Raw genomic sequence first — 14419 nt, forward strand, 5'->3', positions numbered from 1 at the left:
GTGGGTGGCCGTGGTGTGGGGGTGGGGGTCGGAGTGGGTTCGGGCGTGGGTGTCGGAGTCGGTGGTGGTGGGGTCGGCGTCGGCTTCGGGGGAGGTGTGGGCTTCGGCGGGGGAGTGGGCGTGGGCGTCGGCTCGGGCGGGCACGGGGGCGGGGGCGGCGGTTTCGGGCAGGGCGGGTCGGGCCAGCGGTGGCCGCCGGGCGGGTGGGGCCGGTGAGGGCCGCCCGGTGGGTGAGGGCGGTGGGGTCCGCCGGGCGGGTGGGGTCCGCCGGCGTGGGCGACCGCCACCGTGCCGTCCGGGCCCGTCGAGGCGTACGCGCAGGCGTCGGCGGACGCGGTGCCGGCCGGCCAGCCCACCAGGGCCCAGGTCAGGGTCAGCAGGGCCAGCACCCGTGCGGTGGGTGCGCATCGGGTCACTTCGGGTCCATGCACGACGCTGATCATGAGGTGCGGGGGACCGCATTACCCCACAGCGGCCCGAGATTGCTCCGAAAGAGGGAGATTGGCCCACCGCAGGTTTGACGGACGAAACGGCCGCATATGCCGACCGCGCCGTCCGCCGGGCACCTCACCGCGGCCGGGGAAGGAATTCCGCCCGCCGTTGAACACGGCCGCCCCCTCCCCCCGTACCCATGGCCGTGCGGCGGCGCGGCAGGCGCCGCGGTATCCAGGTGACGATGGGGAGTTGACGATGAAGACCTCCTGGCGGACCGCCTCACTGGTGGCCACGGCCGCCACGGTGCTGGCGCTGACGACGGCGTGCGGTCAGGACAACAGCACCACTCCCGCGTCGGCGGCGCGGAACGCCGGGGCGACGGTCGCGGCGGGCGACGACGCGAACCCGGGCGGCGGCACCGCGATCGGCGCGGGCAACGGCTACGGCGCCGACGGCACCCGGGACTCCACGGCCCCGGTCACCCCCGCGGGCAAGCTCACCGTGGCGGGCAACCCCGAACTCGGCAAGGTGCTGACCGACGGCTCCGGCCTCACCCTCTACCGGTTCGACAAGGACACCGCCGACCCGCCGAAGTCCACCTGCTCCGGCGACTGCGCCACCACCTGGCCGCCGGTCCCCGCCGACGACGCCACCGCCGGGGCCGGCGTCGACCGGGCGCTGCTCGGCGAGGTCACCCGCGCCGACGGCTCCAGGCAGCTCACCATCGGCGGATGGCCCGCGTACCGCTACGCCAAGGACGTCAACTCCGGTGACGTCAACGGCCAGGGCGTGGGCGGCACCTGGTTCGCGTTCGCCCCGACCGGCAAGAAGGCCGAGCCGTCCGGTCTGCCCGGCCTGTCCGTCCGCAAGGACCCGGAACTCGGGGAGATCGTGGTGGACCGCGAGGGCATGACCGTCTACCGCTTCATGAAGGACAGGGCCTGGCCGAAGTCCGTCTCGAACTGCGCCGGGGCCTGCCTGGAGAAGTGGCCGGCCGTCGCCCCGGTCGCCGCCGACGACACCGCGGGCGTGAAGAAGAAGGGCCTCATGCCCTTCACCCGCGCCGACGGGACCCGGCAGATGACCGTCGACTGCTGGCCCGTCTACACCTTCTCCGGCGACAAGGCACCGGGCGACACCAACGGTCAGGGCGTGGGCGGCACTTGGTACGCCGTCTCGCCCGACGGGAAGCCGGTCCGCGCGCCTGGCGAATAGATCACCTCCCCAGGGTCGATCACCCGCCCCGGCCCGGCGCGCGGCCGAAGATCCGCCCCCTCCGTACCGCACGGAGGGGGCGGATCCTTGTGCGCCGGGAACCGCGCGGCCGTCACATGGTCACGGACCGGGGTCGTACGGGCACTTGCCGCAGGCAGTGACCGGGAACGGATGGTCAATTTCCGTTTCGGGTCGCTCCTTTGGCGGGCGATCAGTAGCCTCAGCTCGAACACCGGATCGCCTACACCTGTCCACGCTTTGGAGACATCTATGGAGCGTCCTGCCTGGGCCCCACGCAGCATCGACATCTCGGTGCCGAGCGTCTCGCGGATCTACGACTACTACCTGGGCGGTTCGCACAACTTCGAGGTGGACCGGGAGGCGGCGCGCCGGGCCATGGAGTTCATGCCGGGCCTGCCGAAGATCATGCAGGCCAACCGGGCGTTCATGCGCCGCGCGGTGCGGTTCGCGGCCGGCGAGGGCATCACCCAGTTCCTCGACATCGGCTCCGGCATCCCCACGTTCGGCAACGTCCACGAGGTGGCCCAGGCCGCCGTACCGGGCGCCCGGGTGGTCTACGTCGACCACGACCCGGTGGCCGTCGCGCACAGCGAGGCCGTGCTCGCGGACAACGACGACGCGGACGTGATCGCCGCCGACCTCCTCAAGCCCCAGGAGATCCTGGCCAGCCCCCGGCTGGAGCGGCTCATCGACCTGAAGCGTCCGGTGGCGCTGCTGCTCGTTGCCATACTGCACTTCGTGGACGACGCGGACGACCCGTACGGTGCGGTGGCCGGGCTGCGCGAGGCGCTCGCGCCCGGCAGCCTGCTGATCCTCACCCATGCCACGTACGAGGGAATCCCGCTGCCCGCCGAGCGGGCCGAGGGAGCGGTGGACGTATACAAGGACATTCGCAACCCGCTGATCATGCGCTCGCGCGACGAGGTCGCGCGGTTCTTCGAGGGGTACGACATGGTGGAACCCGGACTGGTGCAGATGCCGCACTGGCGCCCGGACTCGGCGCCGGAGGACGAGGATCCGTATGCCTTTGCCGGGTTCGCCGGTGTGGGGCGTTCGGCGTGAGCGCGGAACCGGACGGGCCGGAGGACAGACTGCTCCGCCTGACGACCATCTGGAGCCGGGCGGTCTACCCGGTGACCTCCACCTCGCTGACCCGCGCCGAGTTCGCGGAGGAACTCCTGCCGCTCGCCCGCCGGTTGAGCGAACTGCTGCGCGCCCGCAATTTCGACGCGGACGCGGCGAAGGCCGTCGGGGCCGCCCTGGTCGACGCGCACTGCACCGACCCCGAGGCGCTGGCCCGCACCCTGGACTGCGTCGACGCCTACCTGGTCCTGTACTGCGGCGAGGACGGCCCCCAGGACGAACTGCGGCTGCGTTCCTCACGGTTGCAGCACGCCATGGCCGCCGGCTACGCCCAGGCGCTGCGCGAGCGCACCCGTGCCGAGCAGGAGGCCATCGCCCAGGCGGCGTTGCGGGCGCAGGGCGTGGTCGCCCAGGCGCTGCACGCCAGTGAGGCACGCTTCCGCGCGGTCTTCGAGGGCGCCGCCATAGGGATCGGCATCGCCGACCTCCGCGGCAACGTCCTCCAGGTCAACGAGGCGCTGCTGCGCATGTTCGGCCTGTCCGAGCAGACCCTGCGCGGCCGGCGCGTGCAGGACTGGGTGCACCCCGAGGACGCCCCGCAGATCCGGCGGCTGTACGAGGAGCTGGTGCGCGGCGAGCGCGAGCACTACCACGTGGAGAAGGCGTTCAACCGGCCCGACGGAACGGTCCTGTGGACCAATCTGACCGTCTCGCTGCTGCGTGACGCCGACGGCAGCCCGCAGTACCAGCTCGCCCTCATGGAGGACACCACCGAGCGCCGGCTGCTCAATCTGCGGCTGCGCTACGAGGCCACCCACGACGCCCTGACCGGACTGCCCAACCGCACGCTGTTCTTCGAGCGTCTGGAGAAGGCCCTGAACGCGGGCGAGGGCCAGCGGTTCGGCCTGTGCTACCTGGACCTGGACGGCTTCAAGACCATCAACGACAGCCTCGGGCACGCGGCCGGCGACCGGCTGCTGGTGGAGGTCGCCGACCGGCTCCAGTCCTGCGCGACCGCGCCCGGCGAGATGGTCGCCCGGCTCGGCGGCGACGAGTTCGTGGCCCTGACCACCGGCCCCGGCACCGAGCGCGGGGTCGACGAACTCGCCGAGCGCATCATGAACGCGCTCGTGACCCCGATCAGCATCGACGGCCGTGATCTGCTGGTCCGCGGCAGCCTGGGCATCGTGGAGGGACCGGCCGGCGAGCGTACCGCCGCCGAGGTGCTGCGCAGCGCCGACATCACCATGTACCGGGCGAAGTCGGCGGGCGGCAACCGCGCGGAACTCGCCGACCCCGAGGCCGACGCCCGCGCCATCACCCGGCACGGCCTGACCACGGCCCTGCCGACCGCCCTGGAACGCGGCGAGTTCTTCATCGAGTACCAGCCCCTGGTGCACCTCGGCGACGGCAGCGTGCGCGGCGCCGAGGCCCTGGTGCGCTGGCTGCATCCGCAGCACGGGGTGCTCGGCCCGGACCGGTTCATCCCGCTCGCCGAGCACACCGGTCTGATCGTGCCGCTCGGCCGCTGGGTGCTGGAGGAGTCGATCCGGCAGGCCCGCGCCTGGCGCGAACGGCACGGCGGGCAGGCCGGCCCGCTACGGATCAACGTCAACCTCTCGCCCTGCCAGCTCGGTCACCCGGGGCTGGTGCAGGACACCGTCGACATCCTCGAACGCGCGGGCGTCGCCCCGGACGCGCTGTGCCTGGAGGTCACCGAGTCCGCGCTCATCGGCGCCGACGACGACCTCCTCAAGCCGCTGCGCCGGCTCGCCGAGATGGGCGTCGACATCGCCCTGGACGACTTCGGCACCGGCTACTCCAACCTCGCCAACCTGCGCCGGCTGCCGGTCAGCATCCTCAAGCTCGACCGCTCCTTCACCCAGGGCATGCAGCGGTTCCCCGCCGACCCCGTCGATCTGAAGATCGTGGAGGGCATCGTCTCCCTCGCCCACAGCCTCGACCTGGCGGTCACCGTCGAGGGCGTGGAGACCGGCGCCCAGGCCGAGCAGCTGCGCATACTGGGCTGCGACACGGCCCAGGGCTGGTACTACGCCCGCCCGGGCCCGCCCGAGCGGCTCCACGACCTGACCCTGGTGGACGCGACAGGCTGACCGGCGCCGGGATTCCCGCGGCCCGCCGGTCCTTCCCCCACCTCGCGCCCCGCGCGGCGCGGGGATCTCCCGCGGCCCCGGGGGCTATGGCGCGGGCAGCCCGTACAACCGCGGCGGCATCGCATGCGCCGCGCGTGACCGGAAGCGGCCGGGCGGACCGGTCCCGGTGACCGTCACATCGTCCCGCTCCCCGTGTGACGGGACTCCCGGGGGCGCCCTGCCGGGCTCCCCCTCGGGCGTGCGCGGACCGCCGTGGGCCGCCGGGCCGGACGGCTAGGCGTGGGAGTCCGGGAGCGGCTGGGCGGCCGGTCCGCCGGTCCGCCATTCGCCCGTGGGCGGGAGGACTTGGACGGTCGTATCCGCGGGGACCGCGGCGCCGGCCCCCGTGCCGCGCGCCGTCGCGGCCACGGCGGTGGCCGAGCGGACCAGCGCCGCCGTGGCGAGGGAGCGGGACTGCTGCGGCCAGGCGATCGCCAGGAGCGAGGGCGGTGCGTCCGTGACGGGCCGGTAGACGACCCCGGGGCGCGGGTAGCGGCCGGCGACGGAGGCCGGCAGCACGGCCACCGTGTCGCCCAGCGCGACGAGCGTGAGCAGCTGGGCGAGGTCCCGGCCCACGCCGCGCGTCTCTTCGAGGAACCGGTGCAGTCCGCCGGGTCGCAGGCCCAGGTCGGCGAGGGCGATCCGGTCCCGGGCGGCCAGCGGGTGGGCCGAGCCGAGGGCGGCGACCCGGCCCTCCTCGAGCAGGGTCTCGCTGTCCAGGCCGGTGCGGTCGAACGGCTCGTGCAGCAGCGCCACGTCCGCCTCCCCGCACCGCAGCAGCCGGGGCTGCTCCCGCCACGCGCACAGCCGGACCGTCACCGGCAGGGCGCCGGGCCGTGCGGCGTAGTGCTCCAGGAGGGGCTCCAGCAGGCCCGCGTCGCCGTCGGCCTTGACCGCCAGGACCAGTTTCCGGTCCGGCCCGGCCGCGCGCCGCGCCCGCCGCCCGGCCGCCTGGAGGGCGTCCAGCGCGAACCGCGCCTCCGGCAGCAGCACCTCACCCGCCTCGGTCAGCGCGACGCGGTGCGTGGTCCGGTCGAACAGGGGCACCCCCAGCTCGTCCTCCAGCCGGCGGATCGCCCGGGACAGCGGCGGCGGGGAGATGCCCAGCCGCTCGGCGGCGCGGGCGAAGTTGAGTTCCTCGGCCACGGCGACGAAGTAGTGCAACAGGCGGGAGTCCACCCCGCACCCCCTCCGCTCGGTATTGCCCTGAGGGTAACAACCCTGAGCCGGCCGGTCCTTCAGTTCCCGGGACCCCGCGGGCAGGCTCGGACACGTCTTCTTCCCCTTCTTTCGCTCATCGAGCACACCTTCCCGGAGCCCTCATGATCCTCGTCACCACCCCCACCGGCCAGATCGGCGGCCAGGTCCTCGCCGCCCTCCTCGACGCCGGGGACGCGGCGGGACCGGTGCGCGTCGTCGTCCGCGACCCCGCCCGCCTGTCCGCACGGGTACGCGACCGTGTGGAGGCCGTCACCGGCTCGCACGCCGACCCCGATGTCATGGCCAAGGCGTGCGCGGGCGCCGACCGGGTGTTCTGGCTGGTGCCGCCGTCGCTCACCGCCGACAGCGTCACAGGCCACTTCCGCGCCTTCACCCGGCCGCTCGTGGACGCGATCGCGACGCAGGGCGTCGAGCGGGTCGTCGCCGTCTCCACCCTCGGCCGCGGAGTGGCCGAGCACGCCGGGCAGATCTCGGCCTCGCTGGCCGCCGACGACGAGATCCGCGCCACCGGCGTGCACCACCGGGCGCTGTGCCCGCCGTACCTGATGGAGAACCTGCTCGCCCAGGCCGCCGCGCTGCGCGCCGGCGGTGAGCTGGCCATGGCCGTGCCCGGCGACCGGGTGCTGCGCACCTGCGCCACCCGGGACATCGCCGCCACGGCGGCCCGGCTGCTGCTCGACGGCACCTGGACCGGCCAGGCCGACGTACCGCTGGTGGGCCCCGACGACCTGACGCCCGAGGGCATGGCCCGGGTGGTGTCCGAGGTGCTGGACCGGCCGGTCCGCTTCCGCCGGATCGACGCCGAGGAGCAGAAGGCCGCGCTCCTCGGGTACGGCGCCACCGAGGACGCGGCCCAGGGCCTGGCCGACATGATGCGTGCCCTCGAGGACCAGGACTTCTACGGCGCCGGCGTGCCCGCCACCCCCGGCACCGCGCCGACCGGCCTCCGCCGCTGGTGCGAGGAGGTGCTCAAGCCCGCCGTCCTCGGCTGAGCCCGCGGCTCAGCGCTCCAGCAGCATCCGTTGCAACTCGCGCGCCGCCCGCGGCGGGGCCACGTCGCTGCGGTGGGCGAGCGCGATCGTACGGTGCAGTCCGGGCCGGGCCAGCGGGGTCACCCGCAGCCCGCGCCCGGCCCGGGTGGCGACCATGCGCGGCACCACCGCCACCCCCAGCCCGGCCCGGACGAACCCCAGCACCGCGTCCATCTCGCCGCCCTCCACCGCGAAGTCCGGCTCGAAGCCCTCCGCCCGGCACGCGGCCACGGTCAGCTCCCGCAGGTCGTATCCGTGCCGGAACATCACCAGCCGCTCGCCCGCCAGGTCGGCGATACGGATCACCCGCGTGCCCCGGCCGGGCGCCGGCGCCTCCGGTGAGGACACCACCACCAGGTCCTCGCGCAGCAGCTCCACCGTGGTCAGCGCGGGCGCCGGCGTCGGCAGCGGCAGTACGACCAGCGCCAGGTCGAGCGCACCGCGCGCCAGCTCCCGCACCAGGTCGTGCGAGCCGCCCTCCTCGATCAGCAGCCGGATGCCCGGGTAGCGGTCGTGGAAGGCGCGCAGCACATCCGGCAGCAGCCCGGTGCACAGACTCGGGGTCGCCCCCAGCCGTACCCGCCCCCGCCGCAGCTGCACCAGCTCCTGCACCTCGTGCCGGGCGGTGTCCGCGTCGGCCAGGATCCGCCGGGCCAGCGGCAGCAGCGCCTCGCCGGCGTCGGTGAGCGTGATGTTGCCCCGCGCGCGCAGGAACAGATCCGCGCCCAGCTCCCGCTCCAGCGCCCTGATCTGCTGGGACAGCGACGGCTGGGCCACGTGGACCCGTTCGGCGGCCCGGGTGAAGTGCCGGGTCTCGGCGACGGCCACGAAGTACTGGAGCTGCTGGAACTGCACCCAGCCAGCATAGTCTCAGCCTATGGAAACAAGCTGCACCATGTCTTGGACCGATCGGGACCTTCGGCCCTAGCGTTCTGTGCCATGGCTCTGGCAACGCGGACGGACCGACGGCCGTCCATGGCGCGTACCGTGTGGGACAGCTCCGTCGGCAAGAAGACGGTCATGGCCGTCAGCGGCGTGATCATGCTGCTGTACCTGGTCGCCCACGTCATCGGCAACCTGAAGATCTTCTTCGGCCCGGACGAGTTCAACCACTACGGGCACTGGCTGCGCACCGTCGGCGAACCCTTCATGCACTACGAGTGGACGCTGTGGCTGATCCGGGTCGTCCTCGTCGTCGCCGTGGTCGCCCACGCCACCTCCGCCTACCAGCTGAGCCGCCGCGACCTCAAGGCCCGTCCCACCAAGTACGTCCACAGCAAGCCGCGGGCGAGCTACGCGACGCGCACCATGCGCTGGGGCGGTGTCATCCTCGGGCTGTTCATCGTCTGGCACGTCCTCGACCTGACCACCGGCACCGTGCACTCCGGCGGCTTCCAGGAGGGACACCCGTACCAGAACGTCGTGGACACCTTCTCCACCTGGTACGGCAACGTCATCTACATCGTCGCGATGCTCGCGCTCGGCCTGCACATCCGGCACGGCTTCTGGAGCGCCGCCCAGACCCTCGGCGTCGGCAGCCGCGCCCGCGACCGCGCCCTGAAGACCGTCGCCAACGTCCTCGCGCTGCTGCTCACGGCCGGCTTCATCGCCGTACCCGTGGGCGTCATGACCGGAGTGGTGAGCTGACCCATGACGTACACCGACTACGCGACCGGCGCCCCGGTCACCGACACCAAGGCCCCGTCCGGCCCGATCCACGAGCGCTGGGACAAGCGCCGGTTCGAGGCCAAGCTGGTCAACCCGGCCAACCGGCGCAAGCACACGGTGATCGTGGTCGGCACCGGCCTCGCGGGCGGCTCGGCCGGCGCCACCCTCGCCGAACAGGGCTACCACGTCGTCCAGTTCTGCTACCAGGACTCCCCGCGCCGCGCCCACTCCATCGCCGCGCAAGGAGGCATCAACGCGGCGAAGAACTACCGCAACGACGGCGACTCCGTCCACCGCCTGTTCTACGACACCGTCAAGGGCGGCGACTTCCGCGCCCGCGAGTCCAACGTGCACCGGCTCGCGCAGATCTCCGTGGAGATCATCGACCAGTGCGTGGCCCAGGGCGTGCCGTTCGCCCGCGAGTACGGCGGCCTGCTCGACACCCGCTCCTTCGGCGGCGTCCAGGTCTCCCGCACCTTCTACGCCCGCGGCCAGACGGGCCAGCAGCTCCTGCTCGGCGCCTACCAGGCGCTGTCCCGGCAGATCGCCGCCGGGAACGTGGAGATGCACCCGCGCACCGAGATGCTGGACCTGATCGTCGTCGACGGCCGGGCGCGCGGCATCGTGGCCCGCGACCTGATCACCGGAAAGATCGACACGTACTTCGCGGACGCCGTCGTCCTCGCCTCCGGCGGCTACGGCAACGTCTTCTACCTGTCGACCAACGCCATGAACTCCAACGCGACCGCCGTCTGGCGGGCGCACCGGCGCGGCGCCTACTTCGCCAACCCCTGCTTCACCCAGATCCACCCGACCTGCATCCCGCGCACCGGCGACCACCAGTCCAAGCTGACCCTGATGAGCGAGTCGCTGCGCAACGACGGCCGGATCTGGGTGCCCAAGGCCAAGGGCGACACCCGCCCGCCGCACCGGATCCCCGAGGACGAGCGCGACTACTACCTCGAACGCATCTACCCGTCCTTCGGCAACCTGGTGCCCCGGGACATCGCCTCCCGCGCCGCGAAGAACGTCTGCGACGAGGGCAGGGGAGTGGGCCCCGGCGGCCAGGGCGTCTACCTGGACTTCGCCGACGCCATCAAGCGCATGGGCCGGGGGGCCGTCGAGGCCAAGTACGGCAACCTCTTCGACATGTACCAGCGGATCACCGACGAGGATCCGTACGAGGTGCCGATGCGCATCTACCCGGCCGTGCACTACACGATGGGCGGCCTGTGGGTCGATTACGACCTGCAGACCACCATCCCCGGCCTGTTCGCGATCGGCGAGGCCAACTTCTCCGACCACGGCGCCAACCGGCTCGGCGCCTCCGCGCTGATGCAGGGCCTGGCCGACGGCTACTTCGTGCTGCCGGCCACCATCAACGACTACCTCGCCCGCAACCCCCACCAGGACCCGGTCACCGACGCCCACCCCGCCGTCCAGGAGGTGCTGGCCGAGACCGAGGACCGGATCAACCTGCTGCTGGCGGTGGACGGCGACCGCACCCCGGACTCCTTCCACCGCGAACTCGGCGAGCTGATGTGGGAGTTCTGCGGCATGGCGCGCTCCGACGCCGGGCTGCGCAAGGCCCTGGAACGCATCCCGCAGATCCGCGAGGAGTTCTGGCGCCGCATCAAGGTCCCCGGCACCGGCGAGGAGTTCAACCAGTCGCTGGAGAAGGCCAACCGGATCGTCGACTACCTGGAGCTCGCCGAGCTGATGTGCCTCGACGCGCTGCACCGCACCGAGTCCTGCGGCGGCCACTTCCGCGAGGAGTCCCAGACCCCCGACGGCGAGGCGGCCCGCAAGGACGAGGAGTTCTCCTACGCCGCCGCCTGGGAGTTCACCGGCACCGGCGAGGCCCCCGTCCTGCACAAGGAAGACCTGGTCTTCGAGTACGTCCACCCCACCCAGCGGAGCTACGCATGAAGCTCACCCTGCGCGTCTGGCGGCAGAAGAACGCCGGCGCCGAAGGAGCGATGTCCACCTACGAGGTGGACGACATCTCGCCCGACATGTCCTTCCTGGAGATGCTGGACGTCCTCAACGAACAGCTCATCCTGTCCGGGGAGGAGCCCGTCGCCTTCGACCACGACTGCCGCGAGGGCATCTGCGGCGCGTGCAGCCTCGTCATCAACGGCGACGCGCACGGGCCGGAGCGCACCACCACCTGCCAGCTGCACATGCGGTCCTTCAAGGACGGCGACACCATCGACATCGAGCCGTGGCGGGCGTCCGCGTTCCCGGTGATCAAGGACCTGGTGGTGGACCGGTCGGCGTTCGACCGGATCATCCAGGCCGGCGGCTACATCACCGCCCCCACCGGTGCCGCGCCGGAGGCCCACGCCACCCCGGTGCCCAAGGCCGACGCCGACTTCGCGTTCGAGCACGCCGAGTGCATCGGCTGCGGTGCGTGCGTGGCCGCGTGCCCCAACGGCGCGGCGATGCTGTTCACCTCCGCCAAGGTCAACCACCTCAACGTGCTGCCCCAGGGCGCGCCCGAGCGGGAGACCCGGGTGCTGGACATGGTGGCCCAGATGGACGCGGAGGGCTTCGGCGGCTGCACGCTCACCGGCGAGTGCGCCACGGCCTGCCCCAAGGGCATTCCGCTGATGTCCATCACCAGCATGAACAAGGAGTGGCTGCGGGCCACCCGGAAGGCAGGCAAGCGGTAGCCGCCACCTGAAGACGTTCGCCGACCACAGGCGGGCGGGCGGGGCCGGGGAGGTGCTCACCCGGCCCCGTCTGGTGTTCCGGCCCCCTGTAGCCTGCCGCCATGATCTTCGGGAACAAGCGGACGGCACGGTTCGGCGATGCCGTGGCCGGTTTCGAGACCGCCGTCCGCGCGCAGGACGCCGACCGCTCGCAGCAGTACTTCCAGGACCTGCACCGGTACTTCGGCGAGGCGGACGACCAGGAGTTCCGGGAGGCCGGGCCACGGCTGGCGGCGATCCTGGACGAGATGCCGCCGGCGCCCCGCGCCACCGTCGCCGTGCTCGTCGGCGCGTGCGTCGAACGCGGCGCCGACCCCACCGCCTGCGCACCCCACGTCCTCGCCGGCCTCGCCGGTGCCCTCGACGACGCCCGCGCGTTCTGCGACCGCTGGGCGGCCACCGGCGGCGGCGACTTCCCCGACCCGCAGGCCGAGGAGCCGCCCGAGGACCTCCTCGACCGGGTGGACCCCGACCAGGCCGTCGCCTGGCTCACCCTCCACCACTGGGAGATGGCCGCCGTCGCCATGCTCAACCACGCCGCCGTCCGCACCGCGCTCGACGCCGGCACCCGCACCCGCCTGCTGCGGACCCTGCGCTCGGTCGAGGAGGACTCCGGGCACGACTTCAAGTGCCTGGCCTACGCCCTGCTCGTCCTCGACGAACCCCTCGTCGTCCTGCACCGCCCCACCGGCACCGGCTACGCCCTGCGCATGACCGGCATCGGCGACAACTTCCAGCTGCACACCCTGCTCGCCGACGTCCTCATAGGCGGCGGCCACCTGCCCGGCCGGGCCCCGTCCGCCGAGGAGGCCGCCGTCTGCCGGGACCGGCCCGGACAGGTGGAGACCACCGGCTCCTTCAACCTCGTCACCCCCTCCGGCGACTGGGTGTGGAACGAGGGCACCCCCTCGGACATCCCCGTCGTGGACGGCGTACGGCTGCTCGTCCTGGACCCGCCGCCCTACGAGCGGAGCTGGCCCGCCGGCCGCTTCTTCCCGCACATGAGGGGCGACCTCGTCCTGGAACGCGTGCTGGATCCGGACGAGGCCGGGCGGCTGCTCGCCGGCTGCGTCACCCAGGACGGGTGACCGGGGCGTTCACCAGCCCCACATCCGCGCTCCCGGCACCGGTCACGCGCACGCCAACCGGCATCGGAAGAACAGGAGCGGAGGGCCGCACACACCGGGCCCGCCGCCCCTGCCGACCCGGCCCGTGCCCAGGAGTAAGCCATGACCGGCGTTCCCACCCTCGACCGTCCCCCGCAGCCCGCGGCCCCCGCCCGCTACACCGTCACCCTCGCCCGCGACGAGGCCGACGTGCGTGCCGCGCAGCGGCTGCGGCACGACGTCTTCGCCGGGGAGATGGGAGCCCTGCTGGCCACCCCGGAACCGGGGCACGACATCGACGCCTTCGACGCCTACTGCGACCACCTCCTCGTCCGCGAGGAGACGACCGGGCAGATCGTCGGCACCTACCGGCTGCTGCCGCCGGAGCGGGCCGCCGTCGCCGGCCGGCTCTACTCCGACGGCGAGTTCGACCTCACCGCGCTCGACGCGATCCGGCCGCGGCTGGTCGAGGTCGGCCGCTCCTGCGTCCACCCCGACCACCGCGACGGCGCCGTCATCGGCCTGATCTGGGCCGGCATAGCCCGCTACATGACCGACCGGGGCCACGAGTGGCTGGCCGGCTGCTGCTCCGTACCGCTCGCCGACGGCGGCGCCCTCGCCGCCGGCACCTGGCAGCGGGTGCGCGAGAGGCACCTGGCACCCGAGGAGTTCCGGGTCCGGCCGCTGCTGCCGTGGACGGCGCCCGCGCAGGCTCCGGCCGCCCGCACCGAGCTGCCCGCCCTGCTGCGCGGCTACCTCCGGCTCGGCGCCTGGGTGTGCGGGGAGCCCGCGCACGACCCCGGCTTCGGGGTGGCCGACCTCTACGTCCTGCTGTCCATGCGCCGGGTCGACCCGCGCTACCTGCGCCACTTCCTCTCCCTCGTCCCGGCCTGATGAGCGGCTGGCTGCCCACCGCGCCGTGCACCCCGGCCGCCTGCGTGGAACCCGTCCGGGCCACCGCGTCCGTCCCCCGGGCCGTACTGCGGCTGACCGCGCTCGCGGCCCTGGTGCTGGCCGGGATCGCGCTGTCCCCGTTCGGGGGGCGGGTCCCGGCCGCGTGGGTCCGGCGGTGGTGCCGGCTGCTCGTGCGGGTCGCCGGGGTCCGGGTACGGGTCACCGGTCCCGCCCCGCCGGACGGCGGGCTGCTGCTCGTCGCCAACCACGTCTCCTGGCTGGACATCCCGCTGCTCACCGCCGTACGCCCGGCCCGGATGCTCGCCAAGGCCGAGGTGCGGCGGTGGCCCCTGGCGGGTGCGCTCGCCGCGCGCGGCGGGGCCCTGTTCCTCGAACGGGACCGGCTGCGCGCCCTGCCCGGCACGGTGGCCCGGATCGCCGGCACCCTGCGCGCGGGCGGGGCCGTGACCGCCTTCCCCGAGGGCAGCACCTGGTGCGGACGCGCCCAGGGCCGGTTCCGCCGGGCCGTCTTCCAGGCCGCGCTCGACGCGGGCGTGCCGGTCCAGCCGGTCGGGCTGCGCTACCGGCGGCCGGACGGCGGCCCCGGCACGGCGGCGGCCTTCGTCGGCGAGGACACCCTGCCGGCCTCCCTGTGGCGGGTGGCCCGGACCCGGGGCCTGGTCGCCGAGGTGGAGATACGCCCGCTGATCCGGCCGGGCACCCACCCCGACCGCCGCACCCTCGCCCGCGCCGCCCAGCCGCCCGCCCCCGAGCCGGCCTGGACCCACGCGGCGCTGGTCGCCGGCGCCCAGGTGCGCCCGCGCGGCGACATCGGGGCGCGCCGCCCCGTCCTCAGGGCATGACCCGGGCGCGAGCCG

The 14419-nt window shown here is 73.6% G+C and carries 12 protein-coding genes; 10 read left to right on the forward strand and 2 right to left on the reverse strand.

Translation table 11 applies throughout. The annotated features are described in order from the left end of the window. Positions 1–690 precede the first annotated feature (690 nt). The 3 genes from HB370_RS34890 to HB370_RS34900 all read left to right on the forward strand — a co-directional run bounded on the left by HB370_RS34890 (position 691) and on the right by HB370_RS34900 (position 4868). Positions 691–1650 (forward strand): SCO0930 family lipoprotein, encoded by a 960-nt coding sequence (locus HB370_RS34890; protein ID WP_030780453.1) that lies wholly within the window; start codon positions 691–693, stop codon positions 1648–1650. Between the two features lie 270 nt (positions 1651–1920). Next, positions 1921–2733, forward strand: a complete 813-nt coding sequence (locus HB370_RS34895) for an SAM-dependent methyltransferase (RefSeq protein ID WP_030780450.1) — start codon at positions 1921–1923, stop codon at positions 2731–2733. Next, a complete protein-coding gene (locus tag HB370_RS34900; protein WP_030780447.1) occupies positions 2730–4868 on the forward strand; it encodes an EAL domain-containing protein in 2139 nt (712 codons plus the stop codon). The genes HB370_RS34895 and HB370_RS34900 overlap by 4 nt, the downstream gene beginning before the upstream one ends. A gap of 273 nt (positions 4869–5141) precedes the next feature. On the opposite strand, the gene HB370_RS34905 is transcribed toward HB370_RS34900, so the two are convergent. Beyond that, a complete protein-coding gene (locus HB370_RS34905; RefSeq protein ID WP_078637467.1) occupies positions 5142–6086 on the reverse strand; it encodes a LysR family transcriptional regulator in 945 nt (314 codons plus the stop codon). A 143-nt stretch (positions 6087–6229) separates the two neighbouring features. Between HB370_RS34905 and HB370_RS34910 the strand changes: the two genes are divergently transcribed. After that, positions 6230–7120: an NAD(P)H-binding protein gene (locus tag HB370_RS34910; RefSeq protein ID WP_030780442.1), complete on the forward strand. Its 891-nt coding sequence runs from the start codon at positions 6230–6232 to the stop codon at positions 7118–7120. A gap of 9 nt (positions 7121–7129) precedes the next feature. Here the strand turns inward: HB370_RS34910 and HB370_RS34915 are convergent, their stop codons facing one another. Next, complete coding sequence (locus HB370_RS34915) at positions 7130–8014, reverse strand: LysR substrate-binding domain-containing protein (RefSeq protein WP_030780440.1); 885 nt, start codon at positions 8012–8014, stop codon at positions 7130–7132. Between the two features lie 120 nt (positions 8015–8134). Between HB370_RS34915 and HB370_RS34920 the strand changes: the two genes are divergently transcribed. The 6 genes from HB370_RS34920 (at position 8135) to HB370_RS34945 (ending at position 14404) form a co-directional block, all read left to right on the forward strand. Further along, positions 8135–8806: a succinate dehydrogenase gene (locus HB370_RS34920; protein ID WP_030607138.1), complete on the forward strand. Its 672-nt coding sequence runs from the start codon at positions 8135–8137 to the stop codon at positions 8804–8806. Between the two features lie 3 nt (positions 8807–8809). After that, positions 8810–10756, forward strand: coding sequence for a fumarate reductase/succinate dehydrogenase flavoprotein subunit (locus tag HB370_RS34925; protein WP_030780437.1), 1947 nt, complete (start codon positions 8810–8812; stop codon positions 10754–10756). Next, positions 10753–11502 carry a succinate dehydrogenase/fumarate reductase iron-sulfur subunit gene (locus tag HB370_RS34930; RefSeq protein WP_030780434.1) on the forward strand — a complete coding sequence of 250 codons (750 nt, stop codon included), beginning with the start codon at positions 10753–10755 and terminating at the stop codon, positions 11500–11502. Before HB370_RS34925 ends, HB370_RS34930 begins: the two co-directional genes overlap by 4 nt. Positions 11503–11603: 101 nt before the next feature. Continuing rightward, complete coding sequence (locus HB370_RS34935) at positions 11604–12629, forward strand: hypothetical protein (RefSeq protein WP_051815557.1); 1026 nt, start codon at positions 11604–11606, stop codon at positions 12627–12629. 141 nt (positions 12630–12770) lie between these two features. Further along, positions 12771–13541, forward strand: a complete 771-nt coding sequence (locus HB370_RS34940) for a GNAT family N-acyltransferase (RefSeq protein ID WP_030780429.1) — start codon at positions 12771–12773, stop codon at positions 13539–13541. Beyond that, positions 13541–14404 carry a lysophospholipid acyltransferase family protein gene (locus HB370_RS34945; protein WP_051815554.1) on the forward strand — a complete coding sequence of 288 codons (864 nt, stop codon included), beginning with the start codon at positions 13541–13543 and terminating at the stop codon, positions 14402–14404. Before HB370_RS34940 ends, HB370_RS34945 begins: the two co-directional genes overlap by 1 nt. The last annotated feature ends 15 nt before the right edge of the window (positions 14405–14419 follow it).

The sequence above is a fragment of the Streptomyces sp. DSM 40868 genome (assembly GCF_011820545.1).
In the GTDB taxonomy this organism is placed as follows: domain Bacteria; phylum Actinomycetota; class Actinomycetes; order Streptomycetales; family Streptomycetaceae; genus Streptomyces; species Streptomyces eurythermus.